Origin of the sequence: Burkholderia sp. Ac-20379 (assembly GCF_017104645.1) — a bacterium.
GTDB lineage: Bacteria > Pseudomonadota > Gammaproteobacteria > Burkholderiales > Burkholderiaceae > Burkholderia.
This window is the reverse complement of record NZ_JAAGPF010000738.1, coordinates 1-944: the sequence shown is the minus strand read 5'-3', so window position 1 is coordinate 944 and position 944 is coordinate 1. Positions and strand designations below refer to the sequence as shown.

Below are 944 nucleotides of genomic sequence, written 5' to 3'. Positions count from 1 at the left end.
CAGGCCGCTGCGCAGCTGCAGGAACGTGGCTGCCGCCTTCAGCGCCAGCGCCACCGCCACGAACGCCACCGCGAGCCGCATGCGCGGCGCCTGGCGGCGCATCGTCAGCGACGCCAGCGCGAGCGCGGCGTACAGGCCGAGCGCGGCCAGCACCACCTCCCAGGCGGTATCCGAAAGACGCGCGTCGATCGCATCGGGCCAGATGTCGAGCCGCCAGTGCGCCGGCGCCCAGGCCAGCAGCGCGTCGCGCATCGACAGGTCGGCGCGATCCCACAACTCGCTGGGCCAACTGCCGATGCCGAACAGGAACGGCGACGGGAACAGCACCGCGAACGGCCAGAGCGCCGACAGCAGCAGCGGCGTGGCGGCGTCGCGCTCGAACCACGCGTCGCGCAGCCGCCGCAGCACGCCGCGCTCGACCAGCGCGGGCACGGCCGGCGCCGCGATGGCCGCGCCGAGCCGCGCCCCGAGCGCGTTCGCGCCGAGATCGAGATTCGACGCCACCCGCGTCGGCAGATAGGTTTGCAGCGCTTCCATCGAGCCCGACACGAGCGTGCCGAACAGCGTCGCCAGCAGCGCGGCCGGCACGCCCTTCACGCGCGGATACAGCGCGGCCACGGCCAGCGCGCCGAGCGGCAGGTAGCCGATCACGTTGGTGACGACGTCGAAGCCTGTCCAGTAGCGCGGCATCGGCGCGAGCAGGTAATCGAACGGGCCGACGCCGAGCGAGCGCCAGCCGAGAAACGGGTACAGCGAGGCGTAGACGACCAGCGCCGCGTAGGCCGCGAACAGCCGCCGCCCCAGCGACGACGGCCCGCGCGACGGCGCAGCGGCGGGCGTCATCGCGGCGGCTCCGTGCAGCGGGAGGCCGGCCGCGCGCGCGTCATTGCAGCCCGGAGGCCTGCACGGCGAGCCACGCCACCATCTGCGCGACGAGGTCGTTA

The 944-nt window shown here is 74.3% G+C and carries 1 protein-coding gene; it reads right to left on the bottom strand.

Annotated features, from left to right (window positions below):
- A partial coding sequence (locus tag G3N92_RS34330; protein ID WP_206131913.1) for a VanZ family protein occupies nucleotides 1-843 on the bottom strand: 843 nt, incomplete at its 3' end.
- Between the last annotated feature and the right edge of the window lie 101 nt (nucleotides 844-944).